The organism is Citrobacter sp. BDA59-3 (assembly GCF_015167655.1).
GTDB lineage: Bacteria > Pseudomonadota > Gammaproteobacteria > Enterobacterales > Enterobacteriaceae > Phytobacter > Phytobacter diazotrophicus.
Genome location: NZ_CP063427.1, coordinates 2,229,151 through 2,252,219 on the forward strand (window position 1 = coordinate 2,229,151; position 23,069 = coordinate 2,252,219).

Annotated in this window: 19 protein-coding genes; 12 read left to right on the plus strand and 7 right to left on the minus strand. The window is 54.3% G+C overall.

Annotated elements, in window-relative coordinates; all coding sequences use genetic code 11:
• Positions 1 to 7 precede the first annotated feature (7 nt).
• Positions 8 to 814, minus strand: a complete 807-nt coding sequence (locus tag IP582_RS10525; RefSeq protein ID WP_193795893.1) for a MipA/OmpV family protein — start codon at positions 812 to 814, stop codon at positions 8 to 10.
• A 240-nt stretch (positions 815 to 1,054) separates the two neighbouring features.
• The gene (locus IP582_RS10530) at positions 1,055 to 1,957 is read right to left on the minus strand and encodes a LysR family transcriptional regulator (RefSeq protein ID WP_193796234.1); all 903 of its coding nucleotides are present in this window, start codon (positions 1,955 to 1,957) and stop codon (positions 1,055 to 1,057) included.
• A gap of 90 nt (positions 1,958 to 2,047) precedes the next feature.
• On the opposite strand from IP582_RS10530, the gene IP582_RS10535 reads away from it, so the two are divergent.
• Positions 2,048 to 3,064, plus strand: coding sequence for an NADP-dependent oxidoreductase (locus IP582_RS10535; protein WP_193796235.1), 1,017 nt, complete (start codon positions 2,048 to 2,050; stop codon positions 3,062 to 3,064).
• A 187-nt stretch (positions 3,065 to 3,251) separates the two neighbouring features.
• Positions 3,252 to 5,999: a winged helix-turn-helix domain-containing protein gene (locus tag IP582_RS10540; protein ID WP_193795894.1), complete on the plus strand. Its 2,748-nt coding sequence runs from the start codon at positions 3,252 to 3,254 to the stop codon at positions 5,997 to 5,999.
• Here the strand turns inward: IP582_RS10540 and IP582_RS10545 are convergent.
• Positions 5,996 to 7,162, minus strand: coding sequence for an MFS transporter (locus tag IP582_RS10545; RefSeq protein WP_228007965.1), 1,167 nt, complete (start codon positions 7,160 to 7,162; stop codon positions 5,996 to 5,998). The genes IP582_RS10540 and IP582_RS10545 overlap by 4 nt on opposite strands.
• A 170-nt stretch (positions 7,163 to 7,332) precedes the next feature.
• Here IP582_RS10545 and IP582_RS10550 point away from each other — a divergent pair, with 170 nt between their 5' ends.
• Entirely contained in the window at positions 7,333 to 8,139 is an 807-nt protein-coding gene (locus IP582_RS10550) for an SDR family NAD(P)-dependent oxidoreductase (protein WP_193795895.1), read from the plus strand.
• 568 nt (positions 8,140 to 8,707) lie between these two features.
• On the plus strand, positions 8,708 to 10,621 hold the full coding sequence (locus IP582_RS10555; RefSeq protein WP_193795896.1) for a methyl-accepting chemotaxis protein: 1,914 nt from the start codon (positions 8,708 to 8,710) through the stop codon (positions 10,619 to 10,621).
• A 116-nt stretch (positions 10,622 to 10,737) separates the two neighbouring features.
• Here the strand turns inward: IP582_RS10555 and IP582_RS10560 are convergent, their stop codons facing one another.
• A complete protein-coding gene (locus IP582_RS10560; protein ID WP_193795897.1) occupies positions 10,738 to 11,586 on the minus strand; it encodes an MBL fold metallo-hydrolase in 849 nt (282 codons plus the stop codon).
• A 246-nt stretch (positions 11,587 to 11,832) separates the two neighbouring features.
• Here IP582_RS10560 and IP582_RS10565 point away from each other — a divergent pair, with 246 nt between their 5' ends.
• From IP582_RS10565 to IP582_RS10595, 7 genes are all read left to right on the plus strand, one after another.
• On the plus strand, positions 11,833 to 12,744 hold the full coding sequence (locus IP582_RS10565; RefSeq protein WP_193795898.1) for a LysR substrate-binding domain-containing protein: 912 nt from the start codon (positions 11,833 to 11,835) through the stop codon (positions 12,742 to 12,744).
• Positions 12,745 to 12,900: 156 nt separating this feature from the next.
• Positions 12,901 to 13,356: a VOC family protein gene (locus IP582_RS10570; protein WP_193795899.1), complete on the plus strand. Its 456-nt coding sequence runs from the start codon at positions 12,901 to 12,903 to the stop codon at positions 13,354 to 13,356.
• A gap of 95 nt (positions 13,357 to 13,451) precedes the next feature.
• Complete coding sequence (locus IP582_RS10575; protein ID WP_193795900.1) at positions 13,452 to 14,018, plus strand: GNAT family N-acetyltransferase; 567 nt, start codon at positions 13,452 to 13,454, stop codon at positions 14,016 to 14,018.
• A gap of 166 nt (positions 14,019 to 14,184) precedes the next feature.
• Complete coding sequence (gcvA, locus tag IP582_RS10580; protein WP_193795901.1) at positions 14,185 to 15,090, plus strand: transcriptional regulator GcvA; 906 nt, start codon at positions 14,185 to 14,187, stop codon at positions 15,088 to 15,090.
• 75 nt (positions 15,091 to 15,165) lie between these two features.
• A complete protein-coding gene (locus IP582_RS10585) occupies positions 15,166 to 15,993 on the plus strand; it encodes a DMT family transporter (RefSeq protein ID WP_193795902.1) in 828 nt (275 codons plus the stop codon).
• A gap of 20 nt (positions 15,994 to 16,013) precedes the next feature.
• On the plus strand, positions 16,014 to 16,904 hold the full coding sequence (locus tag IP582_RS10590; protein ID WP_193795903.1) for an oxidoreductase: 891 nt from the start codon (positions 16,014 to 16,016) through the stop codon (positions 16,902 to 16,904).
• A 263-nt stretch (positions 16,905 to 17,167) separates the two neighbouring features.
• A complete protein-coding gene (locus IP582_RS10595; RefSeq protein ID WP_193795904.1) occupies positions 17,168 to 17,917 on the plus strand; it encodes a phage antirepressor KilAC domain-containing protein in 750 nt (249 codons plus the stop codon).
• On the opposite strand, the gene IP582_RS10600 is transcribed toward IP582_RS10595, so the two are convergent.
• The 3 genes from IP582_RS10600 to IP582_RS10610 all read right to left on the minus strand — a co-directional run bounded on the left by IP582_RS10600 (position 17,912) and on the right by IP582_RS10610 (position 20,321).
• Positions 17,912 to 18,682 carry a hypothetical protein gene (locus tag IP582_RS10600; RefSeq protein ID WP_193795905.1) on the minus strand — a complete coding sequence of 257 codons (771 nt, stop codon included), beginning with the start codon at positions 18,680 to 18,682 and terminating at the stop codon, positions 17,912 to 17,914. The two genes, IP582_RS10595 and IP582_RS10600, sit on opposite strands and share 6 nt — an antisense overlap.
• 2 nt (positions 18,683 to 18,684) lie before the next feature.
• On the minus strand, positions 18,685 to 18,882 hold the full coding sequence (locus IP582_RS10605) for a hypothetical protein (protein WP_039079301.1): 198 nt from the start codon (positions 18,880 to 18,882) through the stop codon (positions 18,685 to 18,687).
• A 116-nt stretch (positions 18,883 to 18,998) separates the two neighbouring features.
• Positions 18,999 to 20,321 (minus strand): sodium:proton antiporter, encoded by a 1,323-nt coding sequence (locus IP582_RS10610; RefSeq protein ID WP_193795906.1) that lies wholly within the window; start codon positions 20,319 to 20,321, stop codon positions 18,999 to 19,001.
• A gap of 223 nt (positions 20,322 to 20,544) precedes the next feature.
• Between IP582_RS10610 and IP582_RS10615 the strand changes: the two genes are divergently transcribed.
• A complete protein-coding gene (locus IP582_RS10615; RefSeq protein ID WP_228007966.1) occupies positions 20,545 to 22,941 on the plus strand; it encodes a membrane-bound PQQ-dependent dehydrogenase, glucose/quinate/shikimate family in 2,397 nt (798 codons plus the stop codon).
• Positions 22,942 to 23,069: the final 128 nt, after the last annotated feature.

Below are 23,069 nucleotides of genomic sequence, written 5' to 3' on the forward strand. Positions count from 1 at the left end.
GTCCGCCTCAGAATTCATACTGAATCAGTGATGACAGGGTGTACTGCATTCGGCTTTTGACCAACGGACTCTTGCCCGCCTCATCAAACAGGTATGCCGCGCGACCACTCACTCCTGCGGCTACGTTTTCGCTAATGTGCCAGACCAGCCCGGTAGTCACTCCACCAAGCTGGAAACCCGATGACGGGCGATAGACAGAAAAATCAGTGCGTTGCGCCTGGTTTGTGGTGACACCGTAATGGCGCTGCTGATAACCGCCGTTCGCCCAGGTGATATCGCCAGCGACTGAAAAATCGACATCCCGCCAGTGCCATAGCGTTGCCTTCACGCCACTGTTTAACGTCATGCCCGGATCCTGCGTTTCGCCCCCGTATCGGTGCTTTTGTGTTGCACTTAATGCGCGCAACCATACCATCCAGCCCTCACGTTGATACCGCAATTCCGCACCCGCCATGAGGATGTCGGACAGGTCTCCCATCCCTTGCAAGTCACGGTTTTTTCTGCCGGAAAATGGGTAGTTGAACACCTCTTTTCGCCCCTCATCCGGTGTTAACAGCAGGCTCACGGCAAACGGGGAATCCGCTGGCAGCGTCCATGCCAGACCGTCTGTAGACAGATCCCAATATCCCCAGCCATCACTCCTAAGGCTTACGCCACCTTTGAGTAACGGACCTGGCGCAGCGTGCTGTGACCCCGAATAGACGGGGCTGACTGCAACGCCGAGACCCGCGTACCCGGACAGATCCGCGCTGTGTAAAGGAACACAAAGCATGATTCCCGCAAGCGAAACGCCATATTGCAGACTTCTTTTCATTCGATGCCTCTCCTGGCAAACGGTAGGTTGAAGTGTGTGCAGGCTAGCCTGGAGTTTATCGTTTTACAATAAATTTTTATTGTTTTATATTAAATCAACTGAGCGGAAAGATGATTTCAGGAAATGGCGATGCCACGGTGTACAGGTAAGAAATTTATTGTGACAGGCTCGACGCTACGCATTGCGCCTGACGAGGCCCATTTGACGGTGCAGTGGGTGTTATCGCTGAAAACCGGTAGCTTAAAAATGGCTAAGCATATGATCCAGAAAAGCGCGTACCGCAGGATTGGAACGTCGACTTTCATGCCACACAGCCGACATATCATGCCGCTCCACCGCGAAATCGCAGAGCAGCGGAACAAGCTTTTTATCGCTTACCCGGGACGCCGCCATAAAATTCGCGGCCATACCGATTCCGGCACCGGCAACAATGGCGGCAATGACGGCTTCGCTGGTATCCGCAATGATCGTTGATGACGGCACAATGTCTATCTCGCGCTCCCCGACGCGAAACGGCCAGCGAAAAAGCTGCCCTGTATTTTGATAACGCAGATTAATCGTCGTATGCCCGGATAAATCATTGGGATGCAGCGGAGGGGCGCAGCGGGCTAAATAGTCAGGCGAGGCATAACAACCTATCTGATAGGGCGGGAGGCGACGCAACAGGAGGTTGGAATCCGCGAGCTCGCCAAGCCGAATGGCAATATCAATATTCTCATCAACGAGGCTTACTCGCTGGTCGCTCAGGCGTAGATCAATGGTCACTTTTGGATGACGTGCGCAAAAGGCGGGAAGGAGAGGGGCAATCATATGGATACCCACCGGCAGTGACGCCGCAATGCGTAATATCCCTGCGGGCTCCGCGCGAGCGTGTTTCGCTATCTGTTCAATCTCCTCCGCATCCCGTAGCAACCGCAAAGCCCGCTCATGCAGTTCGCGCCCTTCGGCAGTTAACACCAGTGAGCGTGTCGTTCGGGTGAATAAGGTAATGCCGAGCTGCTTCTCAAGGCGCTGAATACTTTTACTGATGGCTGAGGGGGAAACAGAAAGCGAACGGGCAGCGGCACTATAGCTACCCAGAGCGCCTGCGCGAGCGAATGCAATAAGACCCGTGAGTCTCTCAAAACCGATTTGTTCCTTCATGGCATAAGTAAAGCGAAATTCAGCCATATTATCAACCTGGGTTATTGATCCTATGCTCTGTCACCTGAGGTCTTTTAGAGCGAGATGATGATGACTGAGATGATGAAAGCAGTACAACTCCATGCGTTTGGCGGGCCAGAAAACCTGCTTTATGAAGATGCACCCAGACCACATGTGGGCAACGACGATGTCCTGGTGCATATGCAGGCGGCCAGCCTTAACCCGCCGGACTGGTATCTGCGCGATGGCTTTCGCACACTGCCACCGGAATGGCGTCCCGATCCCGTTTTTCCCCTTATTTTGGGCACTGACGTATCAGGCATCGTTGCCGCCGTCGGTAAAAATGTGACTGCGTTTCGCCCCGGAGATGACGTCTATTCGATGGTGCGTTTTCCTGAGAAGGTGATGACGGGCAGCGGCGCCTATGCAGAATATGTCAGTGTGCCCGCATCCGAACTGGCACTCAAACCCCAGAGGATTGGGCATGTGGAGGCCGCCGCCGCGCCAATGTCGCTGCTTACCGCCTGGCAGTTTCTTGTCGACACAGGGCATGATGCGGTTAATCCCTTCCAGCCTTTTCCTCATAAAGCCGTGCCATTAAAAGGCCGGACGGTACTGGTCAATGGCGCTGGCGGCGGCGTGGGGCACCTTGCCGTGCAAATCGCCCACTGGAAAGGGGCGAAAGTTATCGCTGTGGCTTCTTCGCGCCATGAGGCGCTGTTGCGTGAGCTGGGGGCCGACGAATTTATCGACTACACCACAACGGCAGCCGAGGAGGTGGTCAACAATGTTGATCTGGTTCTCGATGCGGTGGGCGGGGCGCATATGGAACGCTTTCTGCGTTGTATAAAGCCAGGCGGGGCTCTTTTTCTGGTTAACCCTTTGGGTTTTTCCGCAAGGGACGAGGCCGCGCAAAAAGAGATTACGGTCTCTTCCACCCAGGTACGCTCCAGCGGCGCGCAATTAAATGAAGCAGGCCGTCTTCTGGAAAATGGCCTTGTCCGGGTGGTTATAGACAGTACCTATCCGTTAGCCATGGCATCCGCTGCCCATCAGCGTGCCGCGATGGGCGGGATTCAGGGTAAAATTGTGCTGACAAACCTCTGATAATGACTCCCATTGCGAGTGAATGAATACATCGCAGGGCTATGCGCCACAGGGGCATGACCCTATACTTATCAACGGTTCAGGTCAGGCTATACCGGGTCTCTTTATAGCCTGACGTTCTTACGGTAAAAATGGCTTTTCCGGCATACAGTGCGTGTGATGGTGAAAAACAGAAGATCTCAAGACTATGATAACAACGGACGAGATTCACTTTGCTGAATGGCAACTCTGGCCCCAGCTAAGGATTCTGTTGCACCGGGGTAAGCCGGTAAAAATTTCTGCCAGAGCATTTGATGTTCTGGTGGTTCTGATCAGGGCCGACGGTAAAGCGGTCAGTAAAGCGTCTCTCCTGACCCAGGTGTGGGGAAAGGAAATCGTCGAAGAGAACAATCTTCAGGCGCAAATTTCAGCGCTTCGCCGCCTGTTGGGGCGTGACCGGCATCTCCTTGTTACTGAATTTGGCAGTGGCTACCGCTTTAACATCAAGAACGTACCGTTGCAGGCATCTCCCGACCCGGAAATACCGGTTCCGCCTGTTACCCCCTTTCTGAGCTCGATTTTAGGGCGCGACCAGGCGGTGCAGGAACTCTGTGCCCTGCTAAATCAGCACCCTCTGGTGACGATAACCGGTCCAGGCGGCGTGGGTAAGACGCGTCTGGCATGGGAAGTGGTTAACCAGTTGCACCCGCAATTTCCCGATGGCGTCTGTGTGGCGGAACTGGCCCATATTACCGACGCATCCAGCGTGCTTTCCGTTATTTCTCAGGCGTTACATCTTCCCTTAGCCGGTCTTGAGCAGGATGCCGATTTACGCCAACAGCTCGCGAGTCGTCGGTGTTTGCTGCTTATTGATAACTGCGAACACGTGACGAGCGAACTGGAACCGCTGATGACGCGGCTTCTGAGGCTGGCCCCCCGGATCAAACTGTTATTGACCAGCCAGGTGGCGCTACAGGTTGCTGGTGAACAACAATATTTACTCCCGCCGTTGCAAGTCCCGCACGAAGAGGGCGCCGATAACGCCACGTTAATCTCTTTTGCCAGCGTCCGTCTCTTTATTGAGCGTGTCCGGGCCAGTGCGCATGATTTCCAACCCTCAGCACGTGAACTGGTGTTGATTGGTGAATTATGCCGTCATCTTGATGGCTTACCCCTGGCTATTGAACTTGCGGCCTCCCGTCTGCCCTTTATGAGTGTGAGTGAGGTTTATCATCGGCTTGAGGACCGCTTCCCGTTGTTGAGCAATATCCACCGTTCGCTGGAGCCCAGACATCAGAAAATAGTGACGACGCTGGAGTGGACTTATCAGTTACTCAACGCGCGTGAGCAGCGATTATTCAGAATGCTGGGCATCTTTACCGACACGTTTAGTGTGCAATCCGTCAGTGATTTTCTGCGAACAAAGGACAACCATAGCTGGCAGGTTATTGACGATCTGCAGCGCCTGTTGTCTCTGTCGCTGATTCAGGTCAGTAGCCAGGCGCCTGTTACGCGTTTTCGTCTGCTGGAAACCCTGCGCCAGTTCGCCTGCGCGAAGCTCCGGGATGAGGATGAATATGTTGCGCTTGCAGCCGATTTTGCCCATTACAATAGCGTGCTGGTGGAACAGGCGCAGAGGGACTGGCTTAGCTTACCAACGGAGCAGTGGCGGGAGCGTTATCGCCCCATCCTTAATGATTTGCGCCGCGTTTTACAGCAAACATTAACGGAGGGGCGCGATCCCTCAACAGGGCTTGCGATCTTACAGGCGATGACGCCGTTCTGGATTGAATACTCACTCTATGATGAGTGTCAGCGTCATATTCAACCTCTGCTCTATGAAGATAACGCGCGGGTCGTATTAACGTTACATCAGAGAATGCATCTGTGCGCCGCAGCAGGTAAGGCATCGACCTGGGCAAAAGGCCCGACATCTGAAACTCATTTGGCCTGGCAAACCGCACTGACGCTGGCAGAAAAGCTCGATGACAAAGAGATACGTTTACAGGCGCACTATGGGTTATGGCTGTATTGTCTGCGCACGGGCGCCCCTGGTAAAGCGCGTGAACATGCACAGTCAATGTGCGAACTGGCGCGATCCGTTAATGATGCAGAAGCCCATGCCGCCGGGCTGCGTATTCTCGGTGTCTCGCTGCATTTTTTAGGTCAGCATAGCGAAGGCCGCCATTATCTGTTGCAATCTTTGGCCTGGTACGCGCAGGAAAGTATGAGCCACTCCTTTCGTTTTGGTCTCGATCAGGAGACCGCCGGCATGGCTTTTCTGTCTCGCTTACTCTGGGTTCAGGGTGAGTATAAGGCCGCAAAACAGATGGCGTTGCGCGGCGTTAAAAAAGCCGCCCGTTTGCAGCATGCCTGTTCTCTCTGCTGTGCGCTCGCCGAGGGCGCCTGTATGACAGCGGCGCTGGAACGCCGTCAGCGTTGGGTGATCAGGGCCGCGAACTGGCTTGTTCAACTGGCAGAAAAACATGATTTGTATTTCTGGAAGACCTACGGCGAACTGTTTCTTGTCTGGGCCCAACAGTTCCTTCATTCCGATGTCAGTCAAACCACACTGTTCAGTTCGCTGCGGGCGACGGGATTAGACTGGCAATACTCCCCTTTATTGTCAGAAATTGATGGCGCGCTGGCGCAGAAAGCCGCCAGCGAGGGGCCAGACAACTGGTGCGCGCCAGAACTGATGCGTCTTTGCGCCATGCAATCGCCAGCCCAGGCGAGACGTTTATTGCTGACACAAGCGTTGGATAAAGCGCGTCAGCAGCGGGCCCACGGCTGGGCTCTGCGTATTGCCTGTTCACTGGCAACCGTTCAGGCCGAAGCCGGGGAAAACGGGGCAGCAAAGCAGTTAATTCGGAACGCTTTAAACAATGTTGATGGTTCACACCGGGCGACAGAGGTAAGAAATGCGCTGGCCTTGTGTGCCCGAATAGGGCGCTAATCTTTACGTCTCACAGCAATGAGCATCCCGCTGAGTACGAGAGCGGCCCCCGCCGCAGAAATCAGCGTCCAGCTTTGCGTTGCCTGCCATAACCCGGTGGCTGTCAGGGAACCACAGGCGCCACCAATAAACATAACGCACATAAAGAGGGTGTTCAGACGGTTTCTGGCATCCGGGCGCAACGCGTAAATGGTGTGCTGGTTCGCTATCAGTACACATTGTTCGCCCGCATCCAGTAACAGAATGCCCACCACCATCCCCGCCATACTGTTCCAGCCCCAAAAAACAATCCAGGCCAGCAGCATGAGAATGACGCCCAACATCACCATCCGGAAGGGGCCCTGACGATCGCTGAAACTCCCCGCCAGCGGGGCACACAGAATGCCGATTAACCCCAGCGCCGCCAGTGTTCCGGTTACTCCCGCGCCGTAATCGTAGCGATGGGCTAACCAGAATGGAAGTACGGTCCACAGCACGCTGAAGGAGGCAAACAGCATGGCTTGTGTCAGCGTTGCCCTGCGCACCTGCGGTTCGCTTTTCCACAGTTGTCCGAGTGAACGCAATACCGCCAGATAGTTAAATGTTGGCGCAGGCAGCGACTGAGAAGGCAGAATGCGCACGATAAAAACGACGGCCAGTAGCGTCATGAGCGCGCCGAACAAAAAGACACCCCGCCAGTCGAAATACTGACCGATAAGACCGCCAATCGCCCGTCCGGCAAGGATACCGGCGAGAACGCCGCTCATCACGGTACCCACGATTTTACCCCGGGATGACGGCCCGGCAAGAGAAGCAGCCAGCGGCACGATTTGTTGGGCCACGGTTGCGGACATGCCCGTAATAAAAGAGAAAAACACCAGCACAGTCGCCGTTGGGGATAACATCATGCCGAGCAGCGCCAGGAAAAGCACCTGGGCCTGGCGCAAGATCAGCCGCTGACGTTCAATATAATCGCCTAATGGGATGAGAAAGAATAACCCCGCCGCATAACCTAACTGGGTCGCCATGGGGATCAAAGAAACCGCATTCCGTTCATTGGGAAAGGCGCCCGCCATCAAATTCAGAACGGATTGATTAAAATAAATATTCGCCACCACGATACAGCAAATAATAGCCAGCATCAGGATCCTGGCAGAAGAAAGCGCGTGGTTGTGGGTCTGCATTGACCACTCCTCACCCGGAATAAAATGTTGCCGCAGTATAAGAAGAGGTGATGCTTAACGCTTTGTGCGTTTTTTTCAGACGTCTGAATTCTGCTGCGCAAGCCCCTGAATGCGTTATTTGTTACTCATATTCTTCATCTGGTCATTGTGTTTACTATGAGGAACAACACATGGATTTAAAACTGACAGGAAAAGTGGCGCTGGTCACCGGAGCCCGAACCGGCATTGGTTTTAGCATTTGCGAAGAACTGGCGGTAAACGGGGCGCATTTAGTCATGGTATCCAGACAAGAGTCTGACCTGATCCTGGCCGCGAAGAAGATTGCCGATAAATATGGTGTTTCGGCGCTGCCTGTTGCCGGGGATGTGACCGATCCCCACCTCCCGGCACGGGTGGTTGAACACGCAGAAACGGTTTTTCAGGGAATTGATTTACTGGTCAATAATGCCGGAAGAGCGCATGCGGGTACTCTGCTCACCTCGTCAGAAGAGGACTGGCAATTAATGACGGAGACCAAATTCTCTGCCATGCGGCGCTTTTGTAAGGCCGTTATTCCCGGCATGCAGAAGCGAAACTGGGGGCGCATTGTTAATATTTCTTCCATCGGCGGTATCTATCCTAACCCACAACTTACCGTCTCACACGCCCTGAGTGCGGCAATTAACAATCTGACCCGGAGCTTAGCGTTGAGCGTGGCGCCGGATGGTATCCTGGTCAATGCTATTGGTGTGGGCGCTGTCGCGACCGATAACTGGGCGCAGAATATGCTGCCGAATGTCCGCCATCGGCGCCCTGAACTGGCTGAAAAAACGGACGACGAGGTGATGGCACTGCTGGGGAAAGAGAAAACCCCGGTGGGGCGCTTTGGGCTTCCTGAGGATATTGCGGCAATTACGGCTTTCCTGCTTTCAGACAGAAATCAGTTTGTTACCGGGCAGACAATTGAAGCGTCAGGCGGGGCAGAGCGATTTATGTGATTTTTCCACGGTTGGCTGAACCGCGCCGCAAAACCGGGGTGGTTCGTCAGCCGGATGGGGCACTCAGTGCAACATGAATAAAGAAAATCGTTGAGACAGTGCGTTATTTTAAATACGGCTACAATCTCAGGTGCTTCTCGTTCTTGATTGACACGATGAGTATTTTCGATAGTGAGCAGCAAAAAAGCTCACAGGATGATATTTAATAACATGCCGAACAGTAATCCTCGCAATATACATAGTTAGCGAAATATATTATATCTTTTAATTTTACGCAGTGGCAGTTGGACATAAACAACTTTGCAGGCTCATGATTATCACGGTAAGAACACCGCAATATGCTGGGCCGTTCACATTATTTATGCAACAACCTTAATTTTCTTAGGATATGTTTTCTGCAGATCTTTTTTTTGATTTTTTTATTAAATTAAATTGCGTAATTGACGATAAGTAACGTGATAGCCCACTTTTTGTGACTCCTCAAAAAGAAATGAAAAACCGCAATCGAATAAGAAGTAAAAATGAAACTATTTTTTAAATATTAAAAAAGAACACTGAGGATACGTCTATGTCAAAGCTGTTACCGTCAATAAAAAATCTGCCTGTGGCTGCCAAACTTTTTGGCGGGTTTGCAGTTTTAATCGTTATTATTGTTCTGTCCTCACTTATCAGCATTCAACAGTCCGCGAGTATCCGTGAGCATGCCTTAAAGGGCAAATTAATCAATGAGATCAGCACCGAGCTCAATACGGCGCGACGTAACCGTTTGACTTATCAATTAAACCATGATGAAAAATCACTGCAGGCGAATAGAGTCGCCATTGATAAGATGGATCAAAAAGCGATTACGGGTCTCGACTTTACCTGGGACAGCGATGCCCGTGTTTTGTTTGATGAGCTGCGCAGTACTATTCCTGACTATGCCACCCACCGTGATACGTTCGTTAAACTCGAACAGGTGACCGTCGAAAAATCGCAGAATTTAACCTCTCCTGCTCTCAAAACCCTGCTCGATAAATTCAGTACCCGCCTTGAGCAGCAGGAAACCATTTCAAAAGATGAAGTCGCGTTGCTCAATCACCTCAATCACACCTGGGCGGCCGCTTATCAAATTCAGTCATCTGCCGGAAAATTGGGGATGGATATCTTTAAGGCTCAATACGATGAGGCGGCGAAGCTTATTCATTCCGAAAATGTCACTTTTACAGCCGAAGATAAAGAGATGGCTCAGACATTCCTGAACGGAATACAGGATAATGTTGCCGCTTATACGAAAGCCCAGAAAGAGTCACAGAGTGCCGCGACAGCACTCACCGGCGTTGCAGAAAAAATTAATACCATTACGAATGATTTGGTAACTGGTCAGACTCAGAAAAATATCGATATTATTCAACGTGTGATGATCATTATGGGCATCGTCGCCGTTTGCGCAGTGCTGACAGGGTTACTGGTTGCCTGGCTGCTTACCCGCCAGATGACCCGCCAGATTAAACACAACCTGACGCTGGCAGAACGCATTGCCGAAGGCGACCTGACCGCGACCATTGAGCCGCAGTCAACCGACGAACTGGGCCGTCTGACAATGGCAATGGGCGTCATGAACGATAAGCTTCGTGACATGATCACCCAAATTAAAGAGTCGGTCATTCACGTGGCGAATGCCTCGTCGGACATCTCCGCAGGCAACACTGACCTTGCCTCCCGCACCGAAGAGCAGTCAGCCGCGGTGGTCGAAACGGCGGCGAGTATGGAAGAGTTGACCTCAACGGTTAAACGCAACGCAGACAATGCGCGTGAGGCCAGCCAGCTTGCAGGCGTGGCGGCAGAGCATGCGCGTTCCGGTGGCAAAATTGTCTGGGACGTGGTCAGCACCATGGAAACCATTACCGAAAGCTCCAACAAAATTACCGACATTATCAGCGTAATAAATGGTATTTCGTTCCAGACCAACATTCTTGCGCTTAACGCAGCCGTTGAGGCGGCGCGCGCAGGCGAGCAGGGGCGCGGTTTCGCGGTGGTAGCGGGTGAAGTAAGAAGCCTTGCCCAACGTAGCGCTCAGGCTGCCAAAGAGATCGAAGGATTGATAAAAGAGTCCGTACAACGTGTGACGACCGGCTCAGAGATGGCGAACAAAGCCGGTACCACCATGGAGCAGATTGTCTCCTCGGTCACCAATGTGAGTGGGATCATGAACGAAATCTCCAGCGCCTCGGAAGAGCAGAGCAGGGGTATCGATCAGATTGGTAAAGCGGTAACGGAGCTCGATTCCACAACCCAGCAGAATGCGGCGCTGGTTCAGGAGTCGTCTGCGGCGTCATTATCACTGGAACAACAGGCCGAGCAACTGGCGCAACTGGTTTCTGTGTTCAAACTGAATTCAGAAACGGCTAAGCCAAAATACGCCCCAGCGGCAGCGCGCGCTAAGGTTAGCCTGCGACCCGCAGCGTCAACAGCGAACGGTTCTGACTGGGAATCGTTCTGATAACCAGCCAAAAAAAACGGTGCCCTCTTGAGCGAAGAGGGCATTGCTTAACACACAACGAGAGGCCCGGAAAACGCCGGGCACTTAACCGGTGCGTCTGAACACACAGCCGGAATTCATCTCAGCTCGTCGGGCCACGCAATAGCGTAGCCAGTATTATTTCTGACAATGTTCGCAAACCCCCTCGGTCCCAGATGCATGCCCGCAATAAGCAGATTTTCACGCACGGCTTGTGCGAGGATTCTTTTGCGCGTGTCTTCGGCCTGTGCGGGGTCGGCATCAAACAAAATCGTCACGGCGGGCTGTGCCGTCTGAATATGCGGATAATGGACAATGTCGCCCCATATCAGCAGGCTTCTTTCATGCGCGTCAATGCGAAACCCGCAATGCCCCGGCGTATGACCCGGTAACCAGACCGGGGTGATGCCTTCTGCGATGTTATCTGCGCTAAAAAAACGCACATTATCTGCATAGGCATCCAGCGTTTGTCTGGCCAGACGGAAATTACGCTGGCCGTCCGCACTCGCCTTTTTTAATTTGTCATCATCCCGCCAGTGACTCGCTTCGAGAGGATGTAAAAAGAGTTCCGCATGTTCAAATACAGGCCGTCCTTCGGCATCAAGCAGGCCGCCAATGTGATCCGGATGACAGTGTGTCAATAATACGCTTTCCACATCGTTACGATTGATGCCGATAGCTGCGAGTCTGGCTTTGAGCTGGCCCCCCGCGTTGTTCAACCCGCCTGTACCGGCATCAACCAGCATGGTGCGCCCCCGGCCGCGAATAAGATAGCCGTTGATATGGATATTGCCCGGCTCAGCCATTCCGGCCTGGCGCTGAATGGCTGCGGCATCCGCTGCTGCAATGCCTGACAATAAATCCAGGCTAACAGACATATCGCCATCACTCAGCGCCGTTACCTGAAAATCGCCAATCTGACATGTTGGGAATAAGGGCGCGTTCATCGGCATCTCTCCTGAGGATAAAATTCATTCCACTCTTGCTCGCTCTTTGGATCGGTATATGAGCACTCCACCAAATACAACATTGTCCTGCCTCCGCATGAGTACCAGCAGACAACCACTCACTCTGCTTAATGATTTTTACTCATGCTATAAGGTGTTTTGTGGCCTGGAAATCGATAATATTTCACCAGTCAGTGATATTTCCTCACTGAACGGCATGGTCAGTTGCGAAAGAGAGGCCCTTGTATGCGCAGAAAAATACCCAGTAGCACTTCCCTGCAGGCCTTTGATGCCGCCGCACGACACGGCAACTTTGCCAGGGCCGCCGAGGAGCTCTCGCTGACGGAAGGGGCCATCAGCCGCCAGATAGCGCGCCTCGAATCGCTGCTCAACTGCAAACTGTTTGATCGGACAGGAAGCCGCGTAAAGCTTAACCCTGCCGGAGCACGTTATGCCCGGCATGTTCACGAAACGCTGGAGCGGCTCGAAAGGGACACCCAGTACATCATGGGATTACCCGAGGGGGGCAAAAGTCTGGATATTGCCGTCCTGCCTACCTTTTCCAGCCGATGGCTGATCCCCCGTCTGCATAGCTTCACGTCGTTGTACCCGGACATAACCTTAAATATCGCCGCCAGCACCGACCCGTTTATTCTCACCGGAAGCGGCTTTGACGCCGTGGTTCATTTTGAACATCCCGCGTGGGCCGGTATGCGCACGCAGTTTCTGTTTCAGGAAACACTGGTTCCGGTGTGTCACCCTTCGCTGTTATCGCAACAGAATATTTTTGAACAGTTAAACGCACTGCCGCGCATTCACCGACGGCAAAATCCCGAGGCGTGGCATCTGTACGCCCGGGAAAAGGGGATACACCTGGATAACCCGGGGCAGGGGGTTCGCTACGATCTGCACGAAATGGCAATAGCCGCCGTGATGGCAAGGCAGGGTGTGGCGCTGGTGCCGAGGATGTATGTCGAAAATGAGTTGAAGCATGGCCTGCTGGTTTCACCCTGGCCCGAATCCGCAACCCTCAGCAAACGCTTCTGTTTAGTCAAACCGAGCGAAACGGGAGCGAATAACGCCGCATTAGCGGATTTCGAGCGCTGGTTACTTGCCGAAATAGCGCCCCATCCAGAAGCATTGGCGAAAAAGCTTTAACAGCAAAAGTCTCTGTCAGAAAGCGTACAGGCCCGCTCTCTTAGCGTTGTGACACTACAAATATTAGGGATCGGGAGCGGGCAGTCTGCTGTTGACCTCAAGTTAACTTGAGCTTTTATGATGGCTGCCACGGACCAAGAGGGAGTTATTCTGGATATGAAAGATATTGATGTTGGATTCACCCATGTTGCTTTTATGGTCAGGGACCTGGAGAAAAGTATTGCGTTCTATCGCCGCTATGCAGGCATGGAAGTCGTACATCAGCGCGAACCCGGCATTCCGGATGCGCGCAAAGTCGCGTGGTTAAGCGATCATACCCGCCCGTTTGCGCTGGTGCTGGTTCAGGCGGACACCGTAACGGATACGCCGCTGGGCCATTTTGGTCACCTTGGCGTTGCCTGTGCAACCCGCGAAGAGATTGACCGCAAAACCGGGATGGCCATCGCGGAAGGCGTATTAAGAAAAGCGCCGGAAAACCTGGGTGACCCCGTCGGTTACTATGTGTTTTTTGCCGACCCGGACGGCAATACGTTAGAACTGTCATTCGGCCAACGTGTTGGGCTTGAAGCGATCGCTTCTGTAGACCGTGGCGCCCAAGCGCAGGAACGATAAACACAGAGCGTACCGCCTCGCAGATTTTCGTTTGCGGGGCTTGCAACATATCGATGCGGCCCATCGCCCGGATGATTAACGATAAGAGAGGAACCATGACACAGGCGTTGCCGCTACTCACCCCGCGATTATTATTGCGCAAACTGACACCCGCTGATTTGCCGCAGCTTGCGCGCTACCGCAGCCTGCCCGAGGTCGCCCGGTTTCAAAGCTGGGATCATTACACTGAGCATGATGCGCAGACATTATATGCGCAGCAGTGTTCGCTGGCGTTCAACAGCGAGGGAACCTGGTTCCAACTGGCCGTTGAGCGGCTGGACGTGGGAGCGCTCATCGGCGATATCGGCATTCATTTCTTTGATGAGGGAAGACAGGCTGAACTGGGTATGACCTTTGATGCGGCGTATCAGAAGCAAGGTTTTGCCAGGGAGGCACTGGGTAGCCTCATCGCGATGCTGTTTAATGATTTTGCAAAGCACCGGCTCACCGCGGTTGTTGATACCCGCAATACAGCGGCTGTGAACCTGCTGGAAAAACTCGGTTTTTGCCGCGAAGCACATTACCGGCAGAATATTTTCTTTAAAGGCGCGTGGGGTGATGAGTATCTCTATGCGCTGTTAAAGAGCGACTATAGCCAGGCTTCTGCTGCATCGTCCGTGTAAATCATCACCGCATCATCATTTTGCCCGGCACGCGTCTTCGATGCCAGTACGTTGCCGGGCACCCTGCTTACCAGCGCGCTGGGTTTGCGGGGCCCTGTTATTTCTCTGGCACAGAGATGCGCCGCTATGGTCATATGAGTCATTACTCATTAACAGGGCGAAAAGCATGCGTAATCTTCCACCCACTGCCACCTTGCGCGCGTTTGAGGTTGCCACGCGCCATGCCACCTTTACCTCTGCCGCCGAAGAACTTTTCATTACCCAAAGCGCCGTCAGCCATCAGCTAAAAAATCTTGAGGAACTCTGGGGGATGCAACTTTTTCAGCGCGGTAAAACCCTGAGCCTGACGCCTGCCGGTGCAGCGCTCGCGCCGCTGGTGCGCGAATTTTTCAGCAAACTGGATACGACCCTTGCCGATCTGCGTGAACAAAATGGTCGGGTAAGATTGCGTGTCAACACCACCTATTCGTTTGCGCTGAAATGGCTGTTGCCGCGCCTGCCCGCTCTGGCGCGGTTACATCCGGAGATTCTGGTGTCGCTGGACAGTTCGGATAAAGCCATCAATTTTGCGGGGAGCGAGTCCGATGTGGCCATTCGCTTTGGTCACGGTAATTATCCTGGGCTCTTTACCGAGTTTTTGTTTCGCGAGCAGATATTTCCGGTCGCCAGCCCGTCACTTTTGCAGCGTTTTGGTACGCCTGCTGAACCCGCCGAACTGCTGCGCTACCCGCTGCTAACGCGTGACGGCGCTGACCTGGTGCCAAAATGGGACGCCTGGTTTGAGCAAACTGGCGTCAATATCAACGTTCTGCATGAGAACGTGCGTTTCGCGGATACCAATATGACGATTGAAGCCGCGCTTCTCGGGCAGGGTATTGCGCTGGCGCGCAGCGGACATGTGGAAAAAGAGATTGCCGGGGGGACGTTGACGCGGCTTTTTGATATCCGGTTTCCTTCACCGGCCGCCTACTACTTTGTCTGCCCGCAGGGGATTGAAACCCAGCCGCATGTTGTGAAATTCCGCCACTGGTTACTGGATGAGTCACTGCAGGCGCAGCGGCGGTATCGTTAAGGTATGAGTGTTTATTCATGCCGGGATGACAACACTTCACTGTTCTTCGTGGTCAGGGCTGTTTAGCATCAATGCATGCCTGTAACGATGATTTCGCTGACGCTATTTGCAGCCTTGCTGCATGCCACCTGGAACGCGCTCTTACACGGGGGCGCAGACAGGCTATGGTCGATGACCATCATGTGCGTTGCCATTGCGCTGGCAAGCGCAGCCGCTGCCCTGTTTCTGCCGCTACCCGCTCGCGCAAGCTGGACATATGCGCTGCTGTCCGCGCTGCTGCATGTGGGCTATAACTGGTGTCTGGTACGCAGTTATCAGTGTGGCGAGCTAAGCCAAACCTACCCGGTTGCACGAGGCTCTTCGCCACTGCTGATCACCTGCGCGGCGGCGCTGTTCGCCGGTGAAAAAATCGCCTTTCATACTCTTGGCGGCATCGTACTCGTTTCGTCCGGGATCCTGATGCTGGCATTCAGACAGCGTCGGCTGGCAATGCCGGGGGTGAAACAGGCCCTGGCGACCGGAGTTTTTATCGCCGCCTACAGCGTGGCTGATGGTATGGGGGTACGGCTTTCCGGCAATGCGCTCTCTTATACCGTGTGGATGAGCATGCTCTGGGGGCTGCTGATGCCGGTGCTTTATATCATCCTGCGTGATAGCAAAAGTTTGCTTCGCTGGCAGCCAGGCTTGCTGAGTGCGGCGGCAGGCGGGCTGGTATCACTGCTGGCTTACGGCATCATTATTTTCGCCATGGCCGCCTCACCGATGGGCGCCGTTTCCGCGCTGCGTGAAACCAGCGTGCTGTTTGTGGCGGTGCTCGGTTACCTGTTTTTCGGCGAAGCGTTGACGTTTAGAAAACTACTGGCGTGCGCGGTGATTGTCACCGGCACACTGATCATGGGCTAAGTGAATCAGGAGAATCAACGATGTCAGAAAATCCGACCATCGCGCTAATTGGCCCGGGTGCAATCGGCACAACCATTGCTGCCGTGTTGCATGAAGCTGGCCGCGCGCCGCGACTTTGCGGACGTACTGCGCATCCGAAGTTAGTGTTGCGTCACGATGAGGGTGAAATTGTGGTGCCGGGGCCGGTATTGACCGATCCGACGAAGATCGAACATCCCTGCGATCTGGTTTTTGTGGCGGTGAAAACAACCCAGAACGCTGACAGCGCAGGCTGGCTGAGCGCGTTGTGTGATGAAAATACGGTGGTTTGTGCGCTGCAAAACGGCGTGGAACAAAAAAAACAGCTTGCGCCCTGGGTCAATGGCGCAACGGTACTGCCCTCAGTGGTCTGGTTCCCGGCGCAGCGTGAAGCGGATGCCTCCGTCTGGCTGCGTGCCAGCCCGCGACTGACGCTACCGGATGTTCCACAGGCAAAACGGGTCGTGGAGGCCTTGCAGGGGACGCGCTGTGCGGTTGAGCTGTCGGCGGATTTCCCCTCTGTCGCCTGGCGTAAATTGTTGCAAAATGCGGCGGCCGGTTTGATGGTCCTTGCCAATCGCCGCGCCGGAATGTTCTCCCGCGAAGATATCAGTGAACTGACGCTGGCGTATTTGCGCGAGTGCCTGTCTGTTGCCAGGGCGGAGGGCGCGGCGCTGGGCGACGCGGTCGCGCAGGAGATTCTGGCGGGTTTTAAACGCGCGCCAGCCGATTTAGGAACCTCGATTCTTGCTGACCGTCAGGCTAACCGGCCAATGGAGTGGGATATTCGCAACGGCGTCATACAACGTTATGGTCACCTTCACGGTATTCCCGTTCCCATCAGCGATGTGCTTGTCCCTCTGCTGGCGGCGGGCAGCAAAGGGCCGGGCTGATCCGCGCCGGATTGATGATTGACCTCTGCGAGCGCCGCCTCTTTTAAGCCGTCTTCCCCGAAGACGGCCTGGCTGAGCTAAACGGCGCATAATCCATCCCGCTGCTGCGACCCGCAAGGGCAGCAGAACTAACCTGCGCAGACAGGCGTTATTGCCTTCCCCACGACCTGTTCTTTTCCTTTAAAAATATACTGGATATTTAACCATGTAATTGTATACTAATTCTGCAAGTTGGTTGTTTTTTAGCATAAGTGGTGAACGCTATGGTGATTCCTTTGGACACTCTCAATTTGAACGATCGGTCGGCGAGGATGAGCAGCCGTGAAATCGCAAAGCTGACAGGGATAGCCCACAACGAAGTCAAACGCATGGTCAAAAGCCTCGAGACAACGCAGCGTTTGTCGCAACCGGTACAGATGCAGCTCTATGAACGGGAAGGGGAGATGCGTCAGGAGTTCCTGCTTAACAAGCGGGATTCCGTGTTGACCGTTGCGCGTATCTCACCCGGTTTTACTGCCGATATCCTGGACAAATGGCAAGAGCGCGAGCAAACAATGAATCTGCCGGACTTCACCAACCCTGCGGCGGCGGCTCACGCCTGGGCCGAACAGTATGAAAAGCGTCAGCAGGCAGAAGCGCAGCTCGCGCTGACACTGCCAAAGGCTGAGTTTTTTGACTGGTTCGTCAACGTCGATGAGTCGCTGGGTTTCCGCCAGCTTTGTAAAATGCTCAAGGCAAAAGAGCCCGAGTTTCGTCAGTTTTTGCTGGAGCGCAATATCATGCAGCGCGTCAGCGGGACGTTACTGCCGGCGAAGCAGTATAGCCAGGCGGGCTATTTTACGGTGCACGATGGCGTCGGTGAAAACCAGCGCACCTGGTCACAGGCGCGCTTTACCGCGCGGGGCGTGAAGTGGATTGCCGGGCTGTGGGCCGGGCATCTTGCCTCACGTCAGATAGAGCTGCGCCCGCCTGAACGTACTGAACCCAGCGCGCCAGGCCGCAACTGGCTATAAATGCTGCGCCGGGGTGTCCGTGCTTTTGTGAATGCCCATCGCCATTACCTGCGCCGGGTGGAATAGCGACAAGCTTTCCACCTGCGACAGAAGCAGGACTTTGCGAAAATCTACCGCCGCACGCACGTCGATATCATGGGCGTCGTACCATGCGCTGTAGTTGTGCTCAACGTGCAGGTCCAGGGTTTCGCGGTCACGATAACCGCTCAGCATCGGGATCAGCACAATGTTATTGGCATCCGCGCTGTCGAAGGTGGCGGTGTGGATCATGCCAATATAGATGCGCTGCGACGTCAGGGTTATCCAGGCGAGATCGCCTTTCTCCATACACTGATAAACCAGCCCCTCAACGCCGTTGGCGCGGGACAAATGCTTATACAACTCCCTGCGCCCGCGGGTATCAAGGCGGGCGGTTGGCGACCAGTTAGAACGCCACAAACAAAAAACGACGGCGAAGGCCAGCATAATGACTACCGGCGCCTGGATGCCTAAAAAGGTCCAGTTCATAAACGTCATATGCCAGTGGTGATATTCCGGGCCAAAAATGCCGGGTAACGCATTGGTGACGAGTGAGCCTGTCAACAGCGCCAGCCATAAAACGGCGGTGGCCAGCATACCCTGCAAAACGAACACGCAGCCATACAGGGCGACAAGGAAATAGACATCCCAGCCAAAGCTACGTTTGAATTTGAAACGGGTGGAGAGGTCATGCGAGCTGTACCAGTAACCACAGACCATCAAAACCATAAAAATCGCTGTGCCCATCCCTAAGCCCTCTTTAACGCATCGACATGCCGTTTGAAATCATCCTGCACCTTCTGGCAGTGGATATTCACCGACGTGTTACCATCTGCGTCAACAACGATCCGCTCGCCATCCTCAATGGCGTCCTGAATTTCACTGTGACTCATCACCTGCAATAAGGCGTCCGGGCTGGCAAATAAAGATTTAAAAAACGTTCTCATCAAATGACCTCCGGCACTAAGTATAGAGGCAAGTGAAAACTCTTCTGGTTGCAGCAGGCGTGAAGACGAGGATGAGAAGAAAATCCAGATTATCGCTACCCGGCGAAAACACCGCTTTACTGGTCTTCTTCACGTTTGCGGCGCAGCGCCAATAAAGGCGTCACCGATATGCCATGGATAAATACACTGAGGGTAACAACCGTAATGGCAATATCCACCATCCTGCTTGCCTCGCTTCCCGCCAGGCCATGAACCCAGGCATAAGCGATATAGTTCAGACTGCCGATGCCACGGATACCGAGCCACCCGAGGCTTATGCGATGAAACAGCGATTCGTTTGCGCGCCATGTCAGGATGAATACCGCCAGTGGCCGGACGATCACAAAGATAATCAATGCCAGCATCAGAGCAGTGGCGTCCCAGTGTAATGCGAAGGTTACCCCCAGAACGATGACCAGCGTGGCGGCCAGCAAACGCTCCACCGTATCGCCAAAAGACAACGCATCGCCGATGACGAGACCGACTTGCTTTATTGGGTTGCGCTCTTCCAGCGCATGTCGGGTATGGGGATTCACCTGCATTTCCGCAGGTAAGTCATGGTCGTCTTCCTCAGAATGGCGTTTCTGTACGCTCACTTCCGCACTACGCAAGCCGACACCTGCGGCAAACGCCGCCAAAAAACCGGACGCACTCACCGCCATGGCCAGCGAGAAGCTCAGACAGATAAGGGAAAGCGCGATGAAATCGCTGGGGGCGACTTCTCCTTGCGCATGGCGGGAATGGGTGGCTGCAAGGCCAATGACTCTGCCAAGAAGAAAGCCGATCGCTAACCCGCCAATCAGCGCCCAGACCAGATCGACACTCACCCAGCGTAGCCATTCATCGGCGCCGATCGTACCGCCTGCTTTATACCAGACCACCGCCAGCATCAGAAACGGCAGGGCGCTACCGTCGTTCAGACCGGCCTCGCTGGATAACGCGATGCGCAGCCGGTCGCCGTCGCGGGCGTCGTTGATTGCCACCAGACTTGCCAGCACGGGGTCGGTGGGGGCCAGGATAGCGGCTAACGCCAGCGAGAGGGGCCAGGAGAGATCTGCCAGAAAATGTGCCGCGACCATGATGCCTGCGATAGTTAACAGCATACCGGGCAGGGCCAGCATCCACCCCATTTTCCAGTATGGGGAGCTGAGCGGCAGGCGAATTTTAAGGCCGGTAATAAACAACGAGGCCGCCATCGCAATCTCGGTTATTCGGCTGGTTAAGGAGGCGTGTTGGACGATATCAAGATTAATCAGGCCAAGACCCCAGGGGCCACAGCCGATACCGACGATAAGATACAGCCCAAAGACGGGGACCGGTACGCGGCTAATCCACCCATAGGACAACGACATCAAAAGTAATAAACCACCGGTTGCTGCGGTCCACGCCAGATATCCCATACACCTCCTCAATCCTCAGCACAGCGTCTGCTCATCGAAAGGGTATAGCCCTTAACCGGGCGTTCTTCCAGGGCGGACAGTGAGTGCAAAGAACAAGCAGTGATTTTATCTGTTTGAAAATAAAGGGGTTATGTGCCAGAAATACTCCCGATTCTGGTTTTAAATACGCCTTATGTGAAATTTCCTAAGCTTTATTGACATGAATTTACAAAAGAGGTGGGTTGTGTCACAGACTACATCGCCTTTATGGGCGCGAGTCACCGGTGTTCTGGTGGCCCTTTTCGGGCTCGCATTTTTGCTGCCTGGCGGCTGGCTGGCTTTTATTGGCGGTTCGCCCGGATATCTGCTTTTTGGCTGCAGCTTCCTGTTCAGCGGCGTGTTGTTGTGGCGAAAGCGTCTGGCCGGGGTCTGGATTTATCTTTTCACCTTTGTCCTGTGCGTCATCTGGTCTTTGTGGGAAGTCGGCCTGGATGGCTGGCAACTGATGCCTCGTTTACTGCTGCCTGCGGTTTTGGGCTTGTGGGTAAGCATGCCCTGGGTGGTTCGCCCTCTGACGCGCTCTGCGCCAGCCAGACGAAATGGCAGCGCCATCGCCCTGGTGTATGTGGTCGCGATTATCGGCATTTTCTGGAGCGGCTGGCAGATTTCGGACACGCGTTTTGTCCATCACCAGCTGTTTCCGGCGGAGAAAACAACCGCCCTGACAGACGGCGAAAAGGACTGGAAATATTACGGGCGCACCGCTGAGGGTCAGCTATATTCACCGCTGGCGCAGATCACGCCTGCGAATGTCGCGCAACTGAAACTGGCGTGGCGCTTTGACTCTGGCGATGTTATGCAAAAGGGGGAGGACAAAGCCGGGCGTGAATTTAACCTTGAAGTGACGCCCATCAAGGTGGGTAATGCGCTCTATATCTGTACGCCCCATCGCCAGGTGATCGCGCTTAATGCCACGACGGGTAAGATGCTGTGGCGGTTCGACCCGCAGAACGATACCTCGGCCAATGAGTATCTGGCCTGCCGCGGCGTGGCGTGGAGCGAAAATGCTGACGATACGATTTGCCCGCAAAAAATTATCACGACCACGGCGGATGCCCGTATGGTGGCGCTCAACGCACAGACGGGTAAGCCCTGTGCAAACTTCGGTAAGAATGGCTTTGTCAGCCTGACCGATCATCTGGGCGATGTGCCGCCCGGTTTCCATTTCATCACCTCACAGCCGATGGTGATGGATGGACGCATTGTGCTGGGGGGCTGGATATACGATAACCAGTCTACCGGCGAGCCCTCTGGCGTTGTCCGGGCCTATGATGTCAACAGCGGTGAACTGGCCTGGGCCTGGGATATGGGGCGTAATCCGCCCACCGCGCCGCTTAACCCCGGTGAGAACTATACGCGCGGGACGCCGAACGGTTGGGGAACCTATACTGTGGATGCTCAACTGGGGGTGATTTATATTCCGTTGGGCAATGCTACGCCTGATTATTATGGTGCGGGTCGGCGCCCCTTTGATGACCGTTACTCCAGCGCCATTGTGGCGCTGGATATCCGCACCGGGGAGGAACGCTGGCATTACCAGACGGTACATCATGATGTCTGGGATTATGATGTGCCCATTGGTCCAACGTTAATTGACCTGCCCGTTGAGGGGGGTAAAACGGTACCCGCGTTGGTGCAGACCACCAAAATGGGACAGTTGTTCTTGCTCGACCGACGAACGGGCACACCGCTGGCGCAGGTTAACGAAAAGCCCGTTCCACAGCATCCCTCGCTGCCTGGCGAGCGTTTATCGGCAACACAACCTGACTCCGTGGGGATGCCGGATCTCTCTCCGGCTGATTTGCGCGAAACCGATATGTGGGGTGCCACTCCCTTTGATCAGCTCTGGTGTCGCATCCAGTTCCACCGTTACCGATATCAGGGTAAATTCACGCCGCCTGCAGAGGGCACGTCCATTGCCTATCCGGCCTTTGACGGGGTGATTGACTGGTACGGCGCCTCTGTCGATCCGCGCCATCATGTGCTGATTGCCAATACCAGCTATATCCCGTTCACCATGCAGGTAATGAAAAGCGAAGAGGCGATTAAGCAGGGATTAATGCAGAAATGGGCCGGCTGGGGAAGTGGAAAACCCTATCCCAAACCGAAAGAGTTTTCCGTCGGGCCGCAATATGGCACCCCCTGGGCGGCCATCGTTAAACCCTGGCTGGGTGTGCTGGATGCTCCGTGCAACGCGCCGCCGTGGGGGAAAATCTACGCCATCGACCTGGTGAGCAAAAAGATTATCTGGGAGCGCCCGGCGGGAACCACGCGCGATATGAACATTTTCGGCACCCATACCAATCTGCCTCTGCCGACCGGGATTTTCATGATGGGGGGAAATGTCATCACCCAAAGTGGGCTGATTTTTACCGGCGCCACAGCGGATGATTACCTGCGCGCGTTTGACGAGGCCAGTGGCAACGAACTCTGGCGCGCACGGCTTCCGGCAGGAGGACAGGCAACGCCAATGACCTACCAGGGCGATGATGGCAAACAGTATGTGGTTATCGCTGCCGGTGGGCATGGAGGGCTGGGAACCCGCTCCGGAGACGCGTTAATGGCGTATGCCTTACCCTGATTAAGCGCTGTCCTGACCGCCATCCCGACGTCTTTTATTTTAATTCTCAGACCTGCTTATTCGGCAGGTCTTTTTTATCGGGCCAGAAAAGGGGCAACTTTCGATGTAACCCTCTTTTCTGTTGGCAT